At 65.1% G+C, this 20,389-nt stretch carries 21 protein-coding genes; 9 read left to right on the plus strand and 12 right to left on the minus strand.

The window, feature by feature from the left end; translation table 11 throughout:
* The first annotated feature begins 6 nt into the window (after positions 1-6).
* From ACPF9B_RS09180 to ACPF9B_RS09195, 4 genes are all read left to right on the plus strand, one after another.
* Positions 7-1,224: a TCR/Tet family MFS transporter gene (locus ACPF9B_RS09180; RefSeq protein ID WP_424176892.1), complete on the plus strand. Its 1,218-nt coding sequence runs from the start codon at positions 7-9 to the stop codon at positions 1,222-1,224.
* Positions 1,225-1,296: 72 nt separating this feature from the next.
* Positions 1,297-2,376 (plus strand): zinc-binding dehydrogenase, encoded by a 1,080-nt coding sequence (locus tag ACPF9B_RS09185; protein ID WP_424176894.1) that lies wholly within the window; start codon positions 1,297-1,299, stop codon positions 2,374-2,376.
* Between the two features lie 62 nt (positions 2,377-2,438).
* Positions 2,439-3,668 (plus strand): mandelate racemase/muconate lactonizing enzyme family protein, encoded by a 1,230-nt coding sequence (locus ACPF9B_RS09190; protein ID WP_424176896.1) that lies wholly within the window; start codon positions 2,439-2,441, stop codon positions 3,666-3,668.
* Positions 3,668-4,192 carry a cell wall hydrolase gene (locus ACPF9B_RS09195; protein ID WP_424180394.1) on the plus strand — a complete coding sequence of 175 codons (525 nt, stop codon included), beginning with the start codon at positions 3,668-3,670 and terminating at the stop codon, positions 4,190-4,192. The genes ACPF9B_RS09190 and ACPF9B_RS09195 overlap by 1 nt, the downstream gene beginning before the upstream one ends.
* Before the next feature lie 24 nt (positions 4,193-4,216).
* Here the strand turns inward: ACPF9B_RS09195 and ACPF9B_RS09200 are convergent, their stop codons facing one another.
* The 7 genes from ACPF9B_RS09200 to ACPF9B_RS09230 are packed head-to-tail and all read right to left on the minus strand — an operon-like array spanning position 4,217 to position 10,643.
* Complete coding sequence (locus ACPF9B_RS09200; protein ID WP_424176898.1) at positions 4,217-4,966, minus strand: glycosyltransferase family 2 protein; 750 nt, start codon at positions 4,964-4,966, stop codon at positions 4,217-4,219.
* Positions 4,963-5,865, minus strand: coding sequence for a glycosyltransferase family 2 protein (locus tag ACPF9B_RS09205; RefSeq protein WP_424176900.1), 903 nt, complete (start codon positions 5,863-5,865; stop codon positions 4,963-4,965). The genes ACPF9B_RS09200 and ACPF9B_RS09205 overlap by 4 nt, the downstream gene beginning before the upstream one ends.
* On the minus strand, positions 5,858-6,403 hold the full coding sequence (locus tag ACPF9B_RS09210; RefSeq protein WP_424176902.1) for an acetyltransferase: 546 nt from the start codon (positions 6,401-6,403) through the stop codon (positions 5,858-5,860). The genes ACPF9B_RS09205 and ACPF9B_RS09210 overlap by 8 nt, the downstream gene beginning before the upstream one ends.
* Complete coding sequence (locus ACPF9B_RS09215) at positions 6,400-7,533, minus strand: glycosyltransferase (protein ID WP_424176904.1); 1,134 nt, start codon at positions 7,531-7,533, stop codon at positions 6,400-6,402. The genes ACPF9B_RS09210 and ACPF9B_RS09215 overlap by 4 nt, the downstream gene beginning before the upstream one ends.
* The gene (locus ACPF9B_RS09220; RefSeq protein ID WP_424176906.1) at positions 7,530-8,093 is read right to left on the minus strand and encodes an acyltransferase; all 564 of its coding nucleotides are present in this window, start codon (positions 8,091-8,093) and stop codon (positions 7,530-7,532) included. The genes ACPF9B_RS09215 and ACPF9B_RS09220 overlap by 4 nt, the downstream gene beginning before the upstream one ends.
* Positions 8,086-9,426: an oligosaccharide repeat unit polymerase gene (locus ACPF9B_RS09225; protein ID WP_424176908.1), complete on the minus strand. Its 1,341-nt coding sequence runs from the start codon at positions 9,424-9,426 to the stop codon at positions 8,086-8,088. Before ACPF9B_RS09225 ends, ACPF9B_RS09220 begins: the two co-directional genes overlap by 8 nt.
* A complete protein-coding gene (locus ACPF9B_RS09230) occupies positions 9,411-10,643 on the minus strand; it encodes a lipopolysaccharide biosynthesis protein (RefSeq protein ID WP_424176910.1) in 1,233 nt (410 codons plus the stop codon). The genes ACPF9B_RS09225 and ACPF9B_RS09230 overlap by 16 nt, the downstream gene beginning before the upstream one ends.
* 108 nt (positions 10,644-10,751) lie before the next feature.
* Between ACPF9B_RS09230 and ACPF9B_RS09235 the strand changes: the two genes are divergently transcribed.
* Positions 10,752-12,707: a polysaccharide biosynthesis tyrosine autokinase gene (locus tag ACPF9B_RS09235; RefSeq protein WP_424176912.1), complete on the plus strand. Its 1,956-nt coding sequence runs from the start codon at positions 10,752-10,754 to the stop codon at positions 12,705-12,707.
* Here ACPF9B_RS09235 and ACPF9B_RS09240 read toward each other — a convergent pair.
* Both ACPF9B_RS09240 and ACPF9B_RS09245 read right to left on the minus strand, forming a co-directional pair.
* Positions 12,698-14,302, minus strand: coding sequence for a hypothetical protein (locus ACPF9B_RS09240; protein ID WP_424176914.1), 1,605 nt, complete (start codon positions 14,300-14,302; stop codon positions 12,698-12,700). The genes ACPF9B_RS09235 and ACPF9B_RS09240 overlap by 10 nt on opposite strands.
* Before the next feature lie 3 nt (positions 14,303-14,305).
* Positions 14,306-14,563 carry a spike base protein, RCAP_Rcc01079 family gene (locus ACPF9B_RS09245; RefSeq protein WP_007204158.1) on the minus strand — a complete coding sequence of 86 codons (258 nt, stop codon included), beginning with the start codon at positions 14,561-14,563 and terminating at the stop codon, positions 14,306-14,308.
* 139 nt (positions 14,564-14,702) lie between these two features.
* On the opposite strand from ACPF9B_RS09245, the gene ACPF9B_RS09250 reads away from it, so the two are divergent.
* Complete coding sequence (locus ACPF9B_RS09250) at positions 14,703-15,428, plus strand: metallophosphoesterase (protein WP_424176916.1); 726 nt, start codon at positions 14,703-14,705, stop codon at positions 15,426-15,428.
* On the opposite strand, the gene ACPF9B_RS09255 is transcribed toward ACPF9B_RS09250, so the two are convergent.
* Complete coding sequence (locus ACPF9B_RS09255; protein WP_424176918.1) at positions 15,425-16,156, minus strand: sugar transferase; 732 nt, start codon at positions 16,154-16,156, stop codon at positions 15,425-15,427. The two genes, ACPF9B_RS09250 and ACPF9B_RS09255, sit on opposite strands and share 4 nt — an antisense overlap.
* A 122-nt stretch (positions 16,157-16,278) precedes the next feature.
* On the opposite strand from ACPF9B_RS09255, the gene modA reads away from it, so the two are divergent.
* The 3 genes from modA to modC are packed head-to-tail and all read left to right on the plus strand — an operon-like array spanning position 16,279 to position 18,871.
* The gene (modA, locus tag ACPF9B_RS09260; RefSeq protein ID WP_424176920.1) at positions 16,279-17,058 is read left to right on the plus strand and encodes a molybdate ABC transporter substrate-binding protein; all 780 of its coding nucleotides are present in this window, start codon (positions 16,279-16,281) and stop codon (positions 17,056-17,058) included.
* Entirely contained in the window at positions 17,058-17,768 is a 711-nt protein-coding gene (gene modB / locus ACPF9B_RS09265; RefSeq protein WP_424176922.1) for a molybdate ABC transporter permease subunit, read from the plus strand. The genes modA and modB overlap by 1 nt, the downstream gene beginning before the upstream one ends.
* Complete coding sequence (gene modC / locus ACPF9B_RS09270) at positions 17,765-18,871, plus strand: molybdenum ABC transporter ATP-binding protein (protein ID WP_424176924.1); 1,107 nt, start codon at positions 17,765-17,767, stop codon at positions 18,869-18,871. The genes modB and modC overlap by 4 nt, the downstream gene beginning before the upstream one ends.
* Here modC and ACPF9B_RS09275 read toward each other — a convergent pair.
* Both ACPF9B_RS09275 and ACPF9B_RS09280 read right to left on the minus strand, forming a co-directional pair.
* The gene (locus ACPF9B_RS09275; protein WP_424176926.1) at positions 18,849-19,640 is read right to left on the minus strand and encodes an ABC transporter permease; all 792 of its coding nucleotides are present in this window, start codon (positions 19,638-19,640) and stop codon (positions 18,849-18,851) included. The two genes, modC and ACPF9B_RS09275, sit on opposite strands and share 23 nt — an antisense overlap.
* The gene (locus tag ACPF9B_RS09280) at positions 19,637-20,380 is read right to left on the minus strand and encodes an ABC transporter permease (protein WP_424176928.1); all 744 of its coding nucleotides are present in this window, start codon (positions 20,378-20,380) and stop codon (positions 19,637-19,639) included. The genes ACPF9B_RS09275 and ACPF9B_RS09280 overlap by 4 nt, the downstream gene beginning before the upstream one ends.
* Between the last annotated feature and the right edge of the window lie 9 nt (positions 20,381-20,389).

Here is a 20,389-nt window from a genome sequence, read left to right on the forward strand (position 1 = left end):
GGGCAGATGGACAAACGCCTTCCCGTCACCTTTATTCTGATATCGGTCATGCTGGACGCGATGGGGATCGGGCTGATCCTGCCGGTGATGCCCGCCCTGATCCAAGAGATCGAAGGCACAGGGCTGGGCCAAGCCGCCGTCTGGGGTGGGGTGCTGGCCACGATATTCGCCGCGATGCAATTCCTGTTTGGCCCGACGCTGGGCAGCTTGTCGGACCGCTACGGGCGCAGGCCGGTGCTGATCATCTCGCTGGTGATCATGGCGTTGATCTATGTGCTGATGGCGCTGGCGCAGATGATCTGGCTGTTGCTGGTCGGGCGGATCATCGGCGGGATCACGGCGGCGACGCAGGCGACATCCGCGGCCTATATGGCCGATATCTCGCGCCCCGAAGAAAAGGCCGCCAATTTCGGGCTGATCGGGGCGGCCTTCGGGATGGGGTTCATCTTTGGCCCGCTGATCGGCGGGGTGCTGGCCGAATATGGCACGCGCGCGCCGTTCTGGGCGGCGGCGGTGCTGGCGGCGGCGAATGCGGTCTTTGGCTATTATGTCCTGCCCGAAACCGTGACCGACCGGATCCGCCGCCCGTTTGACTGGCGCCGCGCGAACCCTTTGGGGGCGTTGCGCAACATCGGCGCATTGCCAGGGCTGAAGCGGCTGTTGCTGATCAGCTTTGTCTATACGATCGCGTTTTTCGTCTATCCGGGCGTCTGGGCCTATTTCGGGGCTGAAAGGTTCGGCTGGGGGCCGGGGATGATCGGGCTGTCGCTGGCGGTGTTCGGGGTCGGCATCGCGGTTGTGCAGGGGCTGCTGATCCGGCCCATCATCGCGCGGATCGGCGAAAGGCGGGCCGTGATCCTTGGGCTGGGGGTTGATGTGGCGGCCTTTATGGCACTTGGGTTTGTGAGCAATGGCTGGATCGCGCTGGCGCTGACGCCGCTGACGGCCTTGGGGTCCATCGCCGGACCGGCCCTGCAAGGGATCATGTCGCGCACGGCTGCCGACAACCAGCAAGGCGAATTGCAAGGCACGATCAGCTCGATCAACGCGGTGGCAACGATCATCGCCCCTTTGCTGGTGACGCAAACGTTTTGGTTTTTCACCGCGCCCGACGCCCCGGTCTATCTGCCCGGTGCGCCTTTCTTGCTCTCAGCCCTGCTGACCGTCAGCTGCATCGCGGTTTTCATGCAGACACCAAGGCCAAAGCGCGCCCGCGGCACATAAGGTCGGGTTCGGGGTTGCAGTCAGGCGCGCGCCGCTTCAGGCTGACGGATGAACCCGTTGACAGGACCCAACATGCCCCAGATCAAAGCCGCCGTTTGCCATGCCTTCGGCGCACCGCTGACCATCGAAACCGTCACCCTTGCCGCGCCCGAGCATGGCGAGGTCGAAGTCACATTGAAAGCCTGCGCCATCTGTCATTCCGACGTCACCTATATGGAGGGCGGCTGGGGTGGCACCCTGCCTGCGGTTTACGGCCACGAAGCGGCAGGCCATGTCACAGCCCTTGGTGCGGGCGTGCGCGGGATTGCCTTGGGCGATCCGGTGGTCGTGACGCTGATCCGGTCCTGCGGCACCTGTCCCTCTTGTGCGAGCGGTCGGCCCGTCGCCTGCGAAAGCGACATGGCCAGCGGGCCGTTGACTATGCCCGACGGTAGCCCGTTGCATCAGGCGATGCACACCGGCGGTTTTGCCGAACGCGTGGTGGTGAACCAAAGCCAGGTCGTCAAATTATCGGATACGATTGCGATGGAGGCGGCGTCCCTGCTGGCCTGCGGGGTCATCACCGGCATCGGGGCGGTGGTGAATGCCGCGCAATTGCGCGCGGGGCAGGATGTGGTCGTGATCGGGACGGGCGGTGTTGGCCTGAATGCCATCCAAGGCGCGCGGATCGCGGGCGCACGCCGGATCGTGGCGGTGGATATGACGCCGGAAAAGCTCGTCATCGCGCAGGAATTCGGGGCGACCGATACGGTGCTGGCAACCAGCGACAAACCCTGGCGCGCCGCAAAAAAGGCGATGGGGCGCGGGGCCGATGCGGTGTTCGTGACCGTGGGCGCGATCCCTGCCTATGATCAGGCACCGCAATATCTGGCCAATGGCGGCAAGGTGATCATGGTCGGCATGCCCCATTCGGGGGCCATGTCCACCTATGAGCCCGTGATGCTGGCCGCCACCGGCCAGGGCATGGTCGGGTCCAAGATGGGTGATGTCGTGATCGCGCGCGACATTCCCTGGATGGTCGATCTGTATGAACAGGGGCGGCTGAAACTGGACGAGCTGATCTCGGGGCGCTGGCGGCTTGACCAGATCAACGAAGCCATCACCGATACCAAAAGCGGCAGCGCCAAACGCAATGTGATCGTTTTCGACTGACCAAAGCTGCATCACGTAAGGTGGATCATGATCCACCCTACCCGCCACCAGAAAGCCATACCATGAAACTTGCCGATCTCGACATCATCATCACCGCCCCCCCTGCCCCCGGCTGGGGCGGACGGTACTGGATCATCCCCAAGATCACGACCGACACCGGCGTCGTGGGTTACGGCGAATGCTATGCCTCCTCGGTCGGGCCAGAGGCCATGAAGGCCGTCATCACCGATGTTTTCGCGCGCCACATGGCAGGCGAAAACCCCGAAAATATCGAATTGATGTTCCGCCGCGTCTATTCGTCCGGCTTTACCCAGCGCCCTGACCTAACGGTGATCGGCGCGTGGTCGGGGCTTGAAATGGCCTGTTGGGACATTCTGGGCAAAGACCGCGACAGGCCCGTGCATGCGCTGATCGGCGGGCGCACGAATGACCGGATCCGCGCTTATACCTATCTTTATCCGCGCCCCACGCATCCGTTGCCCGACTTCTGGTCCAACCCCGACATGGCGGCCGAAGTGGCGCTCGATATGGTAGAGCAAGGCTATACGGCGGTGAAATTCGACCCAGCCGGCCCCTATACGATCCGCGGCGGGCATATGCCGTCGATGCATGACCTGTCGCTGTCGGTCGCCTTTTGCAAACAAATCCGCGAGGCTGTGGGCGACCGTGCCGACCTGCTGTTCGGCACCCATGGCCAGTTCAGCACCGGCGGCGCGATCCGGCTGGGCCAGGCCATCGCGCCCTATAGCCCGCTGTGGTACGAAGAACCCATTCCACCCGACAACGTGGCCGAAATGGCCAAGGTCGCAGGGGCGGTGCCGATCCCGATTGCCACGGGTGAAAGGCTGACCACCAAGGCCGAATTTGCCACTGTGTTGCGCAGCGGGGCGGCGACGATCCTGCAACCGGCACTTGGCCGGTCGGGCGGTATCTGGGAGACCAAGAAAATCGCCGCCATGGCCGAGGTCTATAACGCGCAGGTGGCCCCGCATCTTTACGCAGGCCCTGTCGAATGGGCGGCCAATATCCAGCTGGCCGCATCGATCCCCAATATCCTGATGGCCGAAACGATTGAAACGCCGTTCCACATGGCGCTGATCAAGAACAGCCTGAGCGTCGAAGGTGGCTATATCCCCGTCCCCACGGCCCCCGGTCTGGGGATTGATTTCGACGAGGATCTGGCCCGCGCCCATCCCTATACCGGCGACGGGCTGCATTTGCAGATGCAACAAGACGCCATCGGCTATCACGGGGTGAACAGCTTTGAAGGCGGTGCGCCGGTGAAGGCATGATGGTACAACGCTGTTTGCCACGCCGACCGTTCGGTTTGGCGCTGGCCTGCCTTGCGCTGCTTGCGGCCTGCGGCGGGCCATCGGGGTCGTCGTTGAGGGCGCCCTCTGCCGATATCGACTGCATGGCGCGCGCGATGTATTTTGAATCGATCCGCTCCAGCAGGGACGGCATGATCGCGGTGGGCAGCGTGGTGATGAACAGGGTCGAGGCCGACGCTTTTCCCAACACGGTCTGCGGCGTGGTCCGCCAGAAAAATCAATTCGCCCCCGGCGTGATGTCCAAGCGGATGGACAGCCGGTCAGCGCCCATGGCACGCGCGGCCGCACAGGCGGTTCTTGCAGGCGAAAGACACCCTGACATTGCGCAGGCCATGTTCTTTCATGCCGCGAGCTATCGGGCGTCGTTCAACAATATCCATTATGTCCTGACGACGGGGGGAAATGCGTTTTACGAACGCCGCAACTCGCAGAATGTGACAACCCCGCGGCCCTTGCCGCCGCGCGAAGGCATCACCGGACGCTAGGCGTTGTGTCGCCCGCAGCCCTGCCTAGAACTGCCCCCAGAATTGCGGCAGTTTCGACAGGTTCTTGGCGACCAGCGTGCCGATTCCGCCCACGTTATGGGCTCTGATTGCGCGGTAATCCTCGCGGCTTTTGCGGATCATCTGGGCAAAACTGCGGTTGCTGGCCCCGCCCATCTGCATCCGCACCATGACATGCGCGATATAGGCCAGCCGCACCTGCCCTGTCGTCAAAAACCGCAGCATCGCGTCGTAATCGCCCGAAATGCGATAGCTGGTATCGTAAAGCCCCGCACGATCAAACACAGCGCGCCGCAGGTAAAGCGTCGGATGCGGCGGCATCCAGCCACGCGCAAGAGCACGCGGGTCGAACGGTCCCGCTTGCCAATGCCGGATCACGCGGGACGCATCGGCGCGCGCGACATAATGCAGATCGCCGTAAACCCCATCGATGGCAGGGTCCGCCAACGCCTGCGCCACACGCGCCAGAACGGATGCATCCGCCAGCACATCATCGGCATGCAACACCCCGATCACATCGCCCGTCGCGCGCCGGATGCCGGCGTTGATCGCCTGATAGATCCCGCCGTCAGGGGCCGAAACCAGCGCCATGCCATCCAGCCCCTGCGCGCGCAGCACATCCAGCGTGCCATCGGTTGACCCGCCGTCCTGAATGACATGCTCCAGTTCGTCATGCGTCTGCGCCCGCAGACTATCGAGCATCCGTGGCAAGGTTGCGGCCCCGTTGCGCACCGCGGTGACGACGGATATTTTCATGCGGCCTCGCTTCGGGTTTGGGCAAACAGGTCGATCTCTAGCACGGCATGGATCGCGGCGGCGGGACCAGCATCATTTTGCGCCATGAAACGTTCCACCTCGGCCAGTTTGGCATCGACCAGATAGCGGTACCAGAACCCTTGCAGGACATGGAACGCGCGGGCCTGCGCGCCATCCCGAAAGCCGCCGCGCAGGATATAGCGATACAGAAAATACACACCCGCCCGCAGCCCGCCGGGCAGCCGCGCATAAAGATGGTGCTTGATCCAGCGTTTCACCCCGGCCGCCCCTGACGGCGCCACATCTGCGGGCAAAAACCCGTGGCGCTGGTTCAGGATATCCACCACCTCGCGGCTGGCATAGGCGTTGTGCTTGGCGATCCACCAATCAAGCGGTTTGCGGTTGTCGTCGATGATCCCGCCAGACAGATGCGCGACAGCGCCGTTCACGACGATATGTTCGTCCATCCAGCGCGGCTCGACCCGACCTTGGCCGTGGCGAAACAGCCGCAGCATCCGGGCGGGAAACAGGCCACCATAGCGGACCGGCTGGCCTTGGAACCACATGCTGCGCCCGACCGTGATACCCGCCACATCGGGCAGGCCCACAGCGATCTGCGCAGCGAGGTCCGGCGTCAGATATTCGTCCGCATCCAGCCGCAGCACCCAGCCGGTGCCGGTCTCGAGCCGGTCCAGTGCCCCGTTGAATTGTTGCGCATGATTGGTCCAGGGGTGCTGCCAGACATCGGCCCCCGCATCCCGCGCGATCTGGACGGTGGCGTCGGTCGATCCACTATCCACCACGACAACGCGGGTGGCGATGCCCTGCACCGACACCAGCGCGCGGGGCAGATGCAGCGCCTCGTCACGGGTCAGGATGATGACGGTCAAGTCAGTCATCCATCGGCCTTGTGATCATCGGATTACCCTGCCCGATATGGCGCGCGGGCAGATCACGCAGCGCCACGCCGCGCGCGCCAAGGATCGCCCCGGCCCGGATCACCACACCCGGCCCCACAAAAGCATCCGTGCAGACCCAGGCATCCGGCCCGATCACGATGGCAGGCCGCAACAAGGGGCGCGCCGGATCGCGCCAATCATGGCTGCCCGCACATAGATGCGCATGCTGCGAGACCGTGGCACGCGGCCCGATATGGATCGGCCCCAGCGCATAAAGGATCGCATTGTCGCCTACGGCGGCCTGATCCTCGATATGCAGATGCCAGGGGATAGTGATGCGCACGGTGGGATGGATATGCACCTCGCGCCCGATCCTTGCGCCGAACAGCCGCAGCAACCAGACCCGCCATGCCCAGAACGGGCGCGGGCTGAACCGGAACAAGGGGTGGCACAGCCCCCATAAAACGCGCCCGGCCTGCGCCTGCCCCGACCAATTGCGCCGGCGCCGGTTGGCGGTGATATTGACCTGCATCGTCATGCGTTCACCATTTGCGGCTCGCCGGTGGCAAGGCTGCGATAAAGGCTGGCGAAACCCGCAACCATCGCATCGGGGGCGAAATCGCGGATCATCCAGTCGCGCCCGCGCGCGCCCATCGCGGCAAGATCACCCGCCCCCAGCCGCAGGATCGCCTCGGCCAGATCATCGCATGCAGGGTCGATGCAGGCCCCCGCCGCCATCATCGCCAGCCTGCGCCAGGGTGTGTCGGTCGTCGTCAGGACCGGCACGCGATGCGCCAGCGCCTCGGCCACGGTGATGCCGAAATTCTCGCTGTGGCTGGGCAGCACACATAGATCGGCACGCCCAAAGGCGCGGGCCTTTGCACTGGCCTGCACATCGCCGTGAAACCTTATGCGCGGATCGCCCGCCGCTGCCGCGCGCAGCCCCGCTTCATGCGCCGGAATGCCCGTGCCATAGATATCCAGCGTGACATGCACAGGCAGCGCCGCCATCGCCGCGATCAGCAGATCAACGCCCTTTTTCGGATGCAGCCGCCCCAGATACATCAGCCGCAATGCGCCTTGCGGACGGTAGGGTCGCTTGGTCACGGGTGGGATCGTCACGCAATTGGGGATTACCGTCACCTGAATATCCGGCAGGCGCGCGCGGCTTGCTGCCGCCTCGATCGGGGCGGTGACATGCAAGATGGTCTGCGCCGGGCGGAGCAGGTTGGCGGCCTGTTCGAACGCTTGCTTTGCGCGCAGGCGCGGCGCGGCGGGCCAGTCTTGCGTCGCCTGCAACGCCCCGCGCGGTGACCAGACCAGCGGCTTGCGCAAGGCCCGCGCCAGACCCAGCACCGGCAATGTCGGAAAGGAATAGGTGCCGGTCAGATGCACGACATCGGCCCAAAGCATCGCCGCAGGCAACCGCGCCAGCAGCCCCGGCGCGATGCTATGTCCTGCGATCCGGCGGGTGTAATCAACGCGGTAAGGCAGCGGCACGCGGCGCAACCTGTCGCGCACCGCAGGTCCCGCGGCATCGGTGGTCAGCACGCGCAGGCTAAAATCAGGCGCGGCCGCAATCCCGTCACAGATCGCCTTGGTCGAAAAGATCGGCCCGCCCCAGAATGTCGCGGGATAAAAGCTGGGGGTCACATGCAAAACCTTCATGCTGCCACCTTTGCGCGCTGACCGATGATCCGCGCGGGATTGCCCGCGACGACAGCGCCTGCAGGCACATCGCGCGTCACCACGGCCCCCGCCCCGATCACCGCATGATCCCCGATCCGGCGGCACTGCGGCAGGATCACCGCACGCAGGCCGATCCAGACGCCCGTTCCGATGGTCTTGACCATCGGAACGGGCACCGCCCAAGGGTGCAGTCCGTGATCATGGGTATAGATCACCGCCGCTTCGGAAATCAGCGTGTCATCCCCAATCACCAGCCCGCCCGTCGTATCCAGATGCACCCCGCGGTTGATCTGCACACCATCCCCGATGCGCAGACCGGCGCGCCCGATCTCGGCCGAAACCGCAACACCGCGCCAGAAATAGCAGCCCGCCCCGATGATGACCGAGGACGGATCATCAAACCGCACACCGGGCTGGAACCGGCTGCCTGCGCCCACCTGCGCGAGCGTCGCACGGTGCCACAGCGTCGCAAGGATCAGCCCCGCTCGGCGGTGGATTTGCGCAGGCAGGCGCAGGACGCGCAGAACAATGTTATGCATGGGACAGCCTTTCGATTCGTACGGCCCGCCAGTGCAGCGGGCGGACAAAGTACGTGCGGATCATCACGATCAGCACCAATTGCGCCGCGGCCCCGACGATGAAGGCGCTGAACGACGATTGCAGGCAGGCTTGGACAAAGGGATAAAACAGGATCGGATACAAAAATGCCGCCCCCGTCCGCGCGGTGCGCTGCGCATCCAGCAAGAACGCCTCGCCCACACGAAACGCCCAGCCCAGCGCGGGGGCTACTGCCAGCCCCGCCCAGCCAAAGTTGATGAACGCCTCGCCCGGGCCGGTGACGTTGAACGCGCCGCCTGTGGTGATCCCCATCACCTCGCGCTTGAAATAGACGCCAAGATCAATCGCGGGCTTGTCCGGCCAGATGTCGCGCGGCACCCAGCCAAAGACCCACCAGCCATAGCTTTGCCCCAACAGCATCTGCGCCGGTTCCAGATGGCCGGTGACCATCACCGCCACGTTGATATCCAGAAAATAGGTCGATCCGATGATCTGGCGCAGCAGGCTGGCACCCTGCGCGCCCAGCCGCAGTTCTGTCATATAAGCCGACAGCATCACGATCGCCGTGGCGCCAGCCAGCCCCAGCGCGCCTTGCCGCCAGCCGATCCGTCCGCCCAGAACGGCATGGGTGGCCAGCGCATAAATGGCCAGTTCCACCAGTTCGAACCGGTCCCCCGACACCAGCGCGATCCCCAAAAGCGCCGCCCCCAGCGCAAGCGTCATACCCAACAAGGCCGGGCGCGGATGCAGGATCGTCTGCGCAAGGCACAGCACAAAAACATATTTGGGGATCACGAACAGCGTCTTGATCCCGGCCAGCGTCGCGCCCACACCATCGGCATTGACGTTGATCTGCTTGACGCGGTTCAGCGCGGCGATCACGCCCGCCTCGCCCGGCGCTGCGCCGCGCACCTGCAGGATCAGCAGCACCGTCACCACACTGACGGCCAGCGCGATACCCACCAGCGCGCCCATCGGCTGCACGCCTGCCGCGACCGCGCGCGCGGCAATGATCTGCGCGGCGGCGGGCTGCGGTTTGCAGGCCAAAAGGTAGCCCAGACAGATCAGCGCGACAAAGCCCCCCAGATAGATCGCCCCCACCAGCGCCGCGCCGGGTGCAGGATCGAAGCGTGCGTAAAATGCCAGATCAGGGGCAGCGGCATAGGCGACGGCCTTGGCCAGAAATCCCAGCCCGCAGAAATAGCCCAACAGATGCAGCGGCGACACCCAGCCCAGCAGCCCGTGCCGTGCCGCGATCCAGAACGGCAACAGCGTGCAAAGTGCGGCAAGCGCGATGATCAGGATAGCTGCCATGCGCGCCTCCGCATCGGGCGGGCAAGGGTGTCGATCCCCATGCTGCGCCAGACCCAAAGCCAGAGCAGCCCGGCGCAAAGGCTGGTCGCCAGCGCAGCAGCCAGCGCATTGCGCAACGGATCAAGCGGCGCGAAAAGCACAACTGCCGCCACATAGCCCGCCACCCCCGCCAACCGCGCCCCCGCGGCCAGATCGCCCCGCCCGGTCAGCGTGGCAACGCTCATCCCCTGCGCAAAGGCCAGTTGCACCAGCGTGCCGCCCAACAGCACCAGCAGCACCGGCACCGGCAAGTCCGGCACCCAGATCGCCAATACCGGCAGCGCCAGCAGACTCAGCATCGCCAGCCCCAGCCCCGGCAACAAGGCGATCCGCGCGCCGGCGTCACTGGCGCTTTGCAGGGCAGCGGTGTCGCGGGCGGTATGGGCGGCGCTGATCGGCCCCGCGCTGACCCATGTCGCCACCGACAACGGCAGCGCGACAAGGTTCGCCACCCGTCGCAGCAATGCATAGACCCCGATCTGTTCCGGTGTCAGAAACTGCCCGCCCACAATGATATCGACCTGCGCCAGCCCCATGCCCAGCACCGTCGTCGCCCACAGATCAGCCGCCAAGCCTGCCCCCGGCCTGCTATCGCTGATCACCGATGCGCGCTGCGGATGCGACAAAACCAGCACCGCCGCGCCCAGACAGATCACCCCCAACCCCGTGGCCATGCCCCACAGGATCGCCGCAGGCTCTGCCAGCAGCAACCCCGCCGCCCCCAGCGCCACCATCGGGGCCCCGTCGCGCAGGATCATCGACAGATGCACCGACCCCAAGGCGCGCAGGATGCTGGCAAGGCAGGATGCCAGATTGACCACAACCGCCACCGCCAGCACAGCCAGCCATGGCAGCTCTGGCCAGACCAGCCGCAAGGCCAAGCCCGCCCCGCAAGCCGCCAGCACAGGCCAGCCGATGCAAAGCCCGATGACAGCGCGCGGATGCATCCCCGCGCCATCCCCCAGCCGTGCCAACAAGATCAGCGGCCCGCCAAACCCCAGACAGGTCGCCGCCACCAGCGCCAGCCCCCACAGCACGATCAGCCCGCCAAAGCCGTCCAGCCCCAGCCACAGCGCCAGCCCAAACAGCACTGCGACATTGCCCGCCACCAGCGCGGCACGCACCGTCATCGCGATACCGACGGGCTGATTCAGGCAATATCGCAAGAAAGCCATCATACAACAAAACCACTTGAACAGCGCACGCAAACTATCTCTATGGTTGATCTTGCCTTCATTGTGATTAATTTTGTGTTAACTGGTTTATGGTTTCCTCATCGGGTCGCAATGCCCAAGAAAGCCCCGCCGATGCCGCGTTCCATGTCACAATCCATGCCCGCTCTGATCGAAGTTGATCAGCCTGCAGCTGTCGATATTCGCCATATTTTTAGGGTCTTATGGGCGGGAAAATGGGTTGTGGTGCTCACAACCTTTTTGGCAGTTCTGATGGCGGGGTATTACGGCTTTACCATCGCGCGCCCGCAACATGCCGCCGTCACGATCATTGAAATTCGCACAACTCCAGCGTTTGCAATACCAGGCCAAACCAGCACAGATGTTCCGCCTGGCACGCAGGTTCAGATCCTGTTGGCGACACCCATTCTGGAACAGGTGATCGCAACGCTGGACCTGCAAGACGACCCCGCCTTCAACCGCTATCTGACGCCGGTGCCACCGCTGTCGCCGCGCGGGTTGCGCACGACGCTGCGGAACCTGTTGCAAGGCCGCAGCGAACCCGTCCCCGATGACGCGGCCATCGCCAGCAAGCTGGTCCAGAACCTGCGGGCCGCGATCCGTGTCGAGACTCCGCGCGACAGCGATCTGTTGCGCGTCACCGTCACGACAGGCGACCCCGACCGCGCCATGGCCATCGCGAACACGCTGGCAGTGGTCTATCTGGCCGATCAGGTGGCGCGCAAACAGGATGCGACGGCGGCCAGCATCGCCTTGCTGGGCGCAAGATCGGCTGACCTGCGCTCGCACCAGACAGCAATAGAGGCCGCGATCACCGATCTGGTCGCGCGGGCGGGCCTGCACGACCCGACGCGCCCCGACCGGTTGGGCCATGACCTGCAAGACACCACAGCACGGCTGGCCAGCGCCCAAGCCGCGCTTGCACGCGCCAGCGACACCGCCAATACCCAGCGGCTGACCGCCCAGATTGCCGCCTTGCAGACCAACCGCGCCGATCTGGCCGCTGCGCTGCAGGCGCTGACCGCAGCCAGCCATGCCCGCGACCGGATGCAGCGCGATCTGGACATGGCCATCGCACAGCAGGCCGGCTATCAACAAGAACTGCGCGCATTGACGCTGGGTGCCGCACAAATCGCCCCCGACAGTCGCGTGCTCAACGCCGCGACCGAGGCGCGCTATATCGGGCCACAAAAGCTGCTGATGGTGCAGATCGCGGCCATGGTCGGGGGGCTGGGCGGGCTGATGCTGGTGGCGCTGCGTCACAGCCTGCGCCGTGGGTTCACCGATGCGGCGGCCTTGCAGGATGCCACCGGCCTGCCGGTTCTGGCGCAGCTGCCGCTGTTGCCCTCACGCAGGCCCGCACGGCTGCTGGCGGCACTTGATGTCAGCACAGCATCGGCCGCGACCGAAGGCTATCGGCATCTGCGCACCGCGCTGATGCTGCATGGCACAAAGCCGCCGCAGGTCATCCTGTCCACCTCGGCGATCCCGGGCGAAGGCAAGACGACGCAGGCCATCGGGCTGGCACATGCGCTGGCTCTGTTGGGCAAACGCGTGCTGCTGGTAGATGCAGACCTGCGGCGCGGATCGTTCCGGCGCTATTTTGCGCTGGCGGGGACAGACGGGCTGGCTGCGGTGATCCTTGGCCATATCGGCCTTGGGGCGGCGACCGAACCAAGCCCGATCCCCGGGGTCGATCTGCTGGCGGGTGGCGCACAGCATGCGGCGGGCGGTGAAACCCTGTTTGCGCCCGCGCTGGCCGATGTGATCGCACAGGCGCGCGCGGCCTATGATGTGGTCATCATCGACGCGCCGCCCGTGGTGCCTGTGGCGGATGCCGTGGTGCTGGCGCGCCAGTGCGATGCGGTGATCCTTGCGGTCCGATGGGACAAAACGCCCCCCGCCGTGGTGCTGGCCGCCGCCGACAAGCTCGCCGCGGCCGGGGTGGCTGTGACCGGCGTGACGCTTACGCAGATCGACATCCGCAAACAAGCGCAGCGCGGTGGTGTCGGTTTCGCCCAATATGGGCGCGGTTATTTTCACGCCTGAACCGGCGTGACCGCCAGAACGTGGCGGCTGGAAAACCCGATCACATCACCCGCCTGCATCACCGTGCCTGCAGGCAGGTCTGCTGCGAAATAGGCCTTGGCGGTCCAGTCAAGCGGTCCTGCGGCGGCGCGTGCCTCGATATTGGGCCGCAGGAATGTGCTGACCGGCCCGACCAGATTGCCCGCGACGCCCGTGGCGACCACCTGACAGCCATAGCGCAGATCACCCGTCAGCGCGCGCCCGACCAGACTCAGCCGCGCGGTCGCGCCAAGGCTGATCTGCGCAGGGCTTGTGCCTGCGAGATCACCGATGCTGATAAGGCCCGCAGGTCCGGCAACTTGTTGCACAGCCAGAGCACCACTTTCCCCGTCCCAATGCACGAAAGGAAGCATCCCGAGATAAAGCCAGTCGAACACCGCATCTGGCCCTGTTGCCGTGACCTGCACGTCATGGCGCACCGCACCCGGCGTGATCCGGCGGATCAGCTGGCAGGTGCCGATAGGACCACCCGTCGCCCCCTGCCAAGTGGTGTTCTCAAAGGTAGCAATCTCGGCCCCGACGGACAGGCCGGTGCCGCTGGTCGTTGGCACAAAAGGCTGTGCGTCCAGCGTCACGCTGCGCGCCACGAGCGCCTCGTGGCCATGGGTCTGGCCGCCGATTTCGGTGGTGGTACCCGCAATTCTGACGCGCGCGGCATATTCACGCTCGGAGGCGTAATCAACCGCCTGAAACAGCGGATAGGTCGGGCGGTTATCTGCACGCCAGTCCAGCGCGCCATCACCGCTGATGCCTGACAGATGCACAGGGGGTGTGGTGCCGCTGACACCCGTCGCGCGGGCGGCATAAAAGGTGCCTTGCCATTGCACCTCGTCGCCCATGACATAAGCGGTTGCAGGCTGCCAGACGGGGGGCAGGATGCCGTCATCGGACAGATCGGCCGACAGCGCCACAGCCTCGATCATCAGGCTAGTGCCACCCGGTGTCGCCGCCCCGCCATGCGACAGGGTCACGACATGGCTGCCGGTCAGGCCGGTGGCCACGCGGATGCTGCGGCGGCGCTGCATGTCGGTGGCGGTCTGGGTGCTGAACGCCTTGAACCCCAGCCCCGCCGGATCACCAATCGCATCGACCAAAGCCTGCCCCCCGTCGATATCGACACGGCAATAGCCCCCCGCAATGCGCCCCGTGAAACAGACCCAAAGGTCATAGGGTTTGGCGCGGTCCACCGTCACGCTGATCGTGGCGGTCAGCGAGGTGGTGCTGACAGCACGGTTGCCGGTATAGCTGCCCGACAGGCCAGAGCCCGAAGATTGCAACTGCGACCAGCCCGCCGACAGACCAAAGGCTGCCACCGGATAGACCTTGCGCAACGCACAGCTCAGCGTTTCGCGCCACGACAGCCTTGTGCCGGCATTAGCCCCGTCCAACCGCAGACAGGCGGCGGTTGCGGGGCCGGTCTCGGTCCAGATGCTCAGCCCGCCTTGCGGGCCGGGGCCAAGGGCCACATGCGCGCCGCGGCCCATGGCAAAAAACGCCGCCAGAGGGTCGGGTGCAGTATGGCCGGTAGAGGCGGGTGACAGCTCTAGCCCGATCATGGATCAATACCACGCCACAAGCTGCGCCGTCGTCCCGCTGGCCAGCACCCGCACCGGCCGGATCGACAAAACCGCACCTGCCGCGACATCATAGGTCACGACCTGCCCGTCCTTGTCCTGCAAGGCCGCGGTACCTGCGCTTTGCACGAAAATCGCGCGCGGGCGCACCGGCAGATCCGCACTGTCCGAGGGTGTGACGACGTAATGCGCCACGGCGGGCGAGGTCAGGTTGACATAATCGGCGCTAAAAGGATCGGGCATCGGAGACTCCTGAGTGGTTGCAGCCGTCATCATGCCGCTTTTGTCTGAAAACCATGTTGCACGACCGTGCGGCACCAGATGCAACGGCGCTGGCGCAGCCTCTGGCCAAGCCAGTGATCGTTGCGCTAGAACGGCGGCCATGCCTTTGCCCGATTATCTGCCCCCTTTTGGCTTTGACGCAGCACCACCCGCGCCGGACCGGCCTTTTGTCGCCATCGGCGATGTGCATGGGCGCGCCGATCTGCTGGCCCCCGTGCTGGAACGTGCCGTGGCGCGCGCCTTGCCGGTCGTGCTGGTGGGCGATTACATCGACCATGGCCCCGACAGCGCGGGCGTGCTGCGCTTGTTGCACGACCACGCGGGGCGGATCGACCTGACCTGCCTGCGCGGTAATCACGAAGACCTGTTGCTGCGCTTTCTGCGCCAACCGCGCAAAATGGGCCGGACATGGCTGCGCTATGGCGGGCGGACCACGCTGGCCAGCTATGGCATCACCGACCTGCCCGCAGATATCACCCTGGCCGATCTTTCCCGTGCGCGCAACGCGCTGCGCGCCGCGATGGGCGCGACCGTGTCATGGATGCATGACATGCCCTATTGGTGGCAAAGCGGCAATGTGGCGGTCCTGCATGCAGGTGCCGATCCGGCCCTGCCTTTGGCCAACCAGCTGCCCAAGGCGATGGCCTGGGGGCATCCCGATTTCGGGGTGCTGCCGCGCAGCGACCGGGTCTGGTGCGTGCATGGCCACCGGATCGTGCCGCGTCTGGCGATCCGCGACGGCGTGGTGTCCATCGACACCGGCGCATGGAAAACCGGCAAGCTTTGCGCTGCCCTGATCGGCGAAGGCGGGGTCCGTCCGTTCTAGGCCCCCTTGCGCGCCAGCACGACGATGATGGTGCGCCAGGCAATCCACAGGTCCAGCCGGAATGACGCATGGGCGATGTAATGCAGGTCCAGCGCCACTTTGCGCCGGATGCCGTCGATCCCGTCGACATAGCCCAGCTCGACCTGCGCCAGACCGCTGACACCGGGCCGCACGCTGTGCCGCGCGCCATAGCCCGCGATGTCGCGCAGATAGACGCAGGCATGGTCATAGCTGTCAGGACGCGGGCCGATCAGGCTCATCTCGCCGCGCAGCACGTTGATGATCTGGGGCAATTCATCCAGCCGAGATTTGCGCAGCACCCGGCCCAGCGCCGTGATCCGGTCCGCGTCCAGCGCGTCAAACGCCCCGCGCGCCGCACCTGTCGCACAGCGCATGGTGCGGAATTTATACGCGGCGAACCGGCGGCACCGATACCCCATCCGGTCCTGCCGATAGATCAGCGGACCGGCATTCGCAAACGGGTTCAGCACCAGCAACATAGCCCCGACCGGCACCAGCAGACCCAAAAGCAGCAGGGCCACAACATGGTCAAAGACCCGCTTGGACAGGCGCGGTCGTCCGGTGTCCGGTCGTATCGCGCGCCCGCAGGCTTGCTTTCCGACACGACCGTCATGACGTGACACATCCGACATACCACGCACCACCGCACCCATTTCACCAAGCCAGAGCAACCTTGCATCCGGCCAGCCACAAGAGTGGCGAAACATGGTTAAAGGATCGTTAAAGGGCGCTTAAACCCTGCGCGCGCCGGCAAAACGCGGTTGACGCTTGCCTGCGGTGCGCGCTTGCTGCGATATGTCGGGAACGCCCGCCAGCAGGAGAAAGCGTTTTGCCAACAGCCTTCGCGCGCCAACAGATCGTCACAGCTTTTGCTGCAGCGATCCTGATCGCGGCCCCAATGCGCGGGGTGGCACAGGATGTCACGGTCTTTGCCGCCGCCAGCCTGACAGGCGCGCTCGACCGCGTGGCAGAGGCCTGGACCGCCGAGACGGGACAAACTGCCGTGACATCCTATGCCGGATCATCGACGCTGGCCCACCAGATCCAGCAGGGCGCGCCCGCCGATATTTTCATCTCTGCCAGCGTGGACTGGATGGATGCGGTCGCAGCCTCGGGCGATCTGCAGGGCGGCACACGGCGCGATATTCTGGGCAATACGCTGGTGCTGATCGCGCATGGGCAGGATGCGGCCTCCGTGACCATCGACGCCAGCCTTGATCTGGCCGGCATGCTGGGCGACGAAAGGCTGGCAATGGCGATGGTCGATGCGGTGCCAGCGGGCATCTATGGCAAGGCCGCGCTGACATCTTTGGGGCTGTGGGACAGCGTGGCACCGTTGGTGGCACAATCGGACACGCCGCGCACCGCCCTTGCCTTTGTGGCACTGAACGAGGCGCCATTCGGCATCGTCTATGCCACCGATGCCGCGGCGCAGGACAATGTCCGCGTGATCGGCACCTTTCCCGCAGACAGCCATGCGCCGATCATCTATCCCGCCGCGATCACCGCGCAAAGCGACAGCGCCCATGCCGCGGCATTTCTGGAGTATCTGTCATCGGACAGCGCCCGCGCGATCTGGCGCAGCTACGGGTTCCGCGTGGTGCAGTGATGGGGGGCGATTGGGCAAACTGGCTGGGTCCGGCGGAATGGCAAGCGGTGCGCCTGTCGGTGCGCGTGGCGTTCTGGGCGACGGTTGTCAGCCTGCCCTTGGGCATATTCGTCGCCTATGCGCTGGCACGCTGGAATTTCTGGGGCAAACAACTGCTGAACGGCATCGTGCATCTGCCGCTGATCCTGCCCCCCGTCGTGACAGGCTATCTGCTGCTGAGCACCTTGGGGCGGCGCGGGCCGGTGGGCGAAGTGCTTGATGCATGGTTCGGTATCGTTTTGTCATTCCGCTGGACAGGGGCCGCCGTCGCCGCCGCGATCATGGCCTTTCCGCTGATGGTGCGCGCGATCAAGCTGGCGATCGAGGCTGTGGACCCCAAGCTCGAAGCCGCCGCCAGCACGCTGGGCGCGTCCCGCGCATGGGTTTTTGCCACAGTCACACTGCCGCTGATCCTGCCCGGCATCATCGCGGGGTCGATCCTGGCCTTTGCCAAGGCGATCGGCGAATTTGGTGCCACGATCACCTTCGTCTCCAATATCCCCGGCCAGACCCAGACGATCCCATCGGCGATCTATGCCTTTCTACAGGTGCCGGGCGGGCAGGAACAGGCAACGCGACTGGTGATCATCGCCATCGTGATTGCCATGGCGGCGCTGCTTTTGTCTGAATACCTCGCGCGGCGGGTCGCGCAACGGGTGGCAGGATCATGACGCTGCGGATCAAGGTGCAGCACGCTTTCGCGGGGTTCGATCTTGATGTCGATCTTGACCTGCCAGCCGGCGTCAGCGTGTTGTTCGGCCCTTCAGGGTCCGGCAAGACGACGGTGATCAATGCGGTGGCGGGCCTCTTGCGCTCCGATCAGGGGCGGATCGCGATAGGTGACTGGGTGCTGACCGACACCGCAAGCCGCCACCACAGCGCGCCCCACCGCAGGCGCATCGGCTATATCTTTCAGGACGCCCGCCTGTTCCCGCATATGAGCGTGCGCCAGAACCTTGCCTATGGACGCTGGTTCGCGCCGCGCGAGGCAAAGGCCACCAGCATGGACCGCACGGTCGAGATGCTTGGCATCGGCCATCTGCTGTCCCGCCGCCCCGCCACCCTGTCGGGGGGTGAAAAGCAGCGGGTCGCCATCGGGCGCGCGCTGCTGTCGGGGCCAAGGCTGATCCTTGCCGATGAACCGCTGGCCGCCTTGGACGAGGCGCGCAAGGCCGAAATCCTGCCCTATTTCGAACGCCTGCGCGACGAGGTGGCGGTGCCGATCCTTTATGTCAGCCATGCCTCTGCCGAGGTGGCGCGTCTGGCCACCACCGTCGTCGCCCTGCGCGCGGGCCGCGTGATCGCCTGCGGACCACCGGGGCAGGTGCTGGGCGATGTGGCCGTGGTCGGCGCGCGGGGTGCGGCATCGCTGTTGACCGTGCGGGTTGTAGCACATCACGCGGACGGGTTGACGGAACTGGCAACGGCAGCAGGCACGCTGTGGCTGCCGCGCATCGCTGATGCGACAGACGCGACCCTGCGGGTGCGGATCATGGCGCAGGATGTGATCCTGTCGCGCGACCGGCCTGCGGGGTTGTCGGCACTGAACATCCTGCAAGGCACGATCAGCGATCTGCGCCTTGGCGAGGGCCCCGGCGCGATGGTCACGCTGGCCGTGGGCGAAGACAGGCTTGCCGCACGCATCACCCGCAGATCAGCCGAGGCGCTGGGGCTGGCCCCCGGCCAGACCTGTCACGCTGTGATCAAATCGGTTGCCGTGGCCCCCGATGCCATCGGCACAGGGCTGCGCGCTAGCCCAGCATCCCGCGATTGAACCGCTGTTCCAAAAGCTTGAAGGCCAGCGCCAGCAGCCCCGCGATCACCATATAGATCACCGCCAGCAACAACAGCGGTTCATAGATGATGAACGTATCCTGGCGCACACGGCTGGACACGGCGTAAATCTCGATCACCGTGATCGTGGCGACCAAGGGCGTGGCTTTGAGTTGCAGCACGGTTTCGCCGCCCAAGGTTGGCAAGGCGCGTTGCAGGGCCTGCGGAAACCAGATGCGTCGGAAGATCGCAAACCGGCCCATGCCCATGGACCGTGCGGCCTCTAATTGACCGCCCGCGACGGATTTAAACGCGCCGCGCATCACCTCGCCCTCGTAGCCTGCAAAACTAAGCGAAAGAGCTAACAATGCATAGGGCCATGCCTGCCGCAGATAGGGCCAAAGCTCACTTTCCCTGATCCAGGGAAATTGCGGAAACAGGCTGCCAACGCCAAAATAGATCAGCCAAAGCTGCAACAACAGCGGCGTGCCACGGATCACCGTGCAGAACGCACGCGCGGGTGCTGCCAAAAACCGTGGCCCCGCCGCCTGCGCCAGCCCCAAAGGCACAGCCAGCGCAAAACCGATCAGGCAACTCAAGCCCAGCAGCCACAGCGTCCGCCAGATGCCCTGCACTGCCAGATCGTGATAGCGCGCAATCCAGTCCCAGCGCATCGCCAACGCGGCCCAGACCACAAGGCCCAGCGCCACAGCGACCATAATAATCCGGTGCGGCACAAATACCTCTTGTGCGATCCGCTGTCGGTTCATTGCGAAGCCTGTCCGCGCCGGTAGCGCGCCTCGATCCAGCCAAAGATGCGCCCCGACAGCAGCGTCATCAGCAGATAGAGCGCCCCCGCCGCCAGAAAAAAGGTGAAATAGGCCCGCGTCGACCCCGCCGCCTGCCGCGTTTCCAGCGTCAGTTCGGAAAAGCCGACGATGGCCAGCAGCGCGGTATCCTTGGTTGCAATCAGCCACAGGTTCGACAGACCGGGCAAGGCCAAGGGCAGCATCGCGGGAATGGTCACGCGGCGGAATATCTGCGCCGGCCCCATGCCATAGGCGCGCGCCGCCTCGTGCTGGCCGCGCGGTACGGATTGGATGGCGCCGCGCAACACCTCGGTCGCATAGGCGCCCTGCACGATCCCCAGCACAGCGATACCTGCGACAACGCCCGAGATTTCGACAGGCCGCTGGCCCAGCGCACGCAAAGCCTGATTAAGCAGATCGGTGCCTGCGTAATACAGGATCAGGATCAGGATCAATTCCGGCACCGCGCGCACAACGACGGTATAAACCGCCAGCAAATCGCGCGTGACCGGCCCGCCATGCAGCTTGCCCAGCGCGCCTGCCGTGCCGATCAGCAGCCCCAGCGCGAAAGCGCCAAGTGCGATTTGCACGCTGGCCCACGCTCCGCGCAAAAGATTACCCCCCCAGCCCGGCGGCTGGAGGGACAAAAGACCGACCGATGTTTCCAGCCCCGGCCAAAGGGCATAAAGCCAGTCCAACACCCGCCGTGC

The organism is Yoonia sp. TsM2_T14_4, assembly GCF_049602355.1.
Lineage (GTDB): Bacteria > Pseudomonadota > Alphaproteobacteria > Rhodobacterales > Rhodobacteraceae > Yoonia > Yoonia vestfoldensis_A.